Origin of the sequence: Corynebacterium sp. HMSC056F09, from assembly GCF_001815785.1 — a bacterium.
GTDB lineage: Bacteria > Actinomycetota > Actinomycetes > Mycobacteriales > Mycobacteriaceae > Corynebacterium > Corynebacterium hiratae.
Genome location: NZ_KV821944.1, coordinates 1 through 736, shown reverse-complemented (window position 1 = coordinate 736; position 736 = coordinate 1). Strand labels below are relative to the sequence as shown.

Below are 736 nucleotides of genomic sequence, written 5' to 3'. Positions count from 1 at the left end.
CGCTCCGCCTGCCCCGTCGGTGGTGACGATGAGTGGTTGCGCGATTTTGTCGAGCAGTTTCAGGTACTCGTATGAGCTTTCACGCAAGCACCAGTGCCAGGCGATGACGTGTGTTTCGGTGCAGGCTACCAGCAGGCATTTCTTGTGGAAGTAGGTGCCGTCGATAAAAACCTGGTCATAAACACGATAGGGGTCAGTAGACGTGGGCACGGTGATAAACCACAAAAGCTTGAACCACCGGGTCAAAGTCCGCCTTGTTACCCCAAGGCGTTTGGCTAAATGGTCTGCGGATTCGCCGGAAAGAATCCAGTCAATAAAGATTTTGAAGTGCCGAATCTCGCTGGCGCGTGCGCGGGTATTAATCGATGAAACGTTGCATTTAGGACACAACCAGCGCTGGGTTCCTGCCGCGGTTTTGCCGTTCTTAACCAGTCCGTGCCCGCACATGTCACATGACGGTCGATTCCTATTAGCCATAGGAATTGGCCTTACCGCACCAGCTGCAGTCCTCCTATCACAGACCTAGGACTATCCAGTGTTGATTTCACAGATCGGGCCGTTGGAACCGATTCAAAATCAAGATCACCGTATTATCCCAGGCTGCCCCGGGAATCCGTATCGGTTTATCCACACGAAATGTCCCTTAAGCCGACTAATAAGGAACACAACATGGTTCGTCCCCTCTAAAACGACTTCTAGCCCGGAACTGTTATGTCCATAGGGTTTTTGGACATGG

At 51.9% G+C, this 736-nt stretch carries 1 pseudogene; it reads right to left on the bottom strand.

The features are described from left to right. A pseudogene (locus HMPREF3056_RS08040) lies at positions 1–477 on the bottom strand (IS256 family transposase); the annotation flags it as partial. Positions 478–736: the final 259 nt, after the last annotated feature.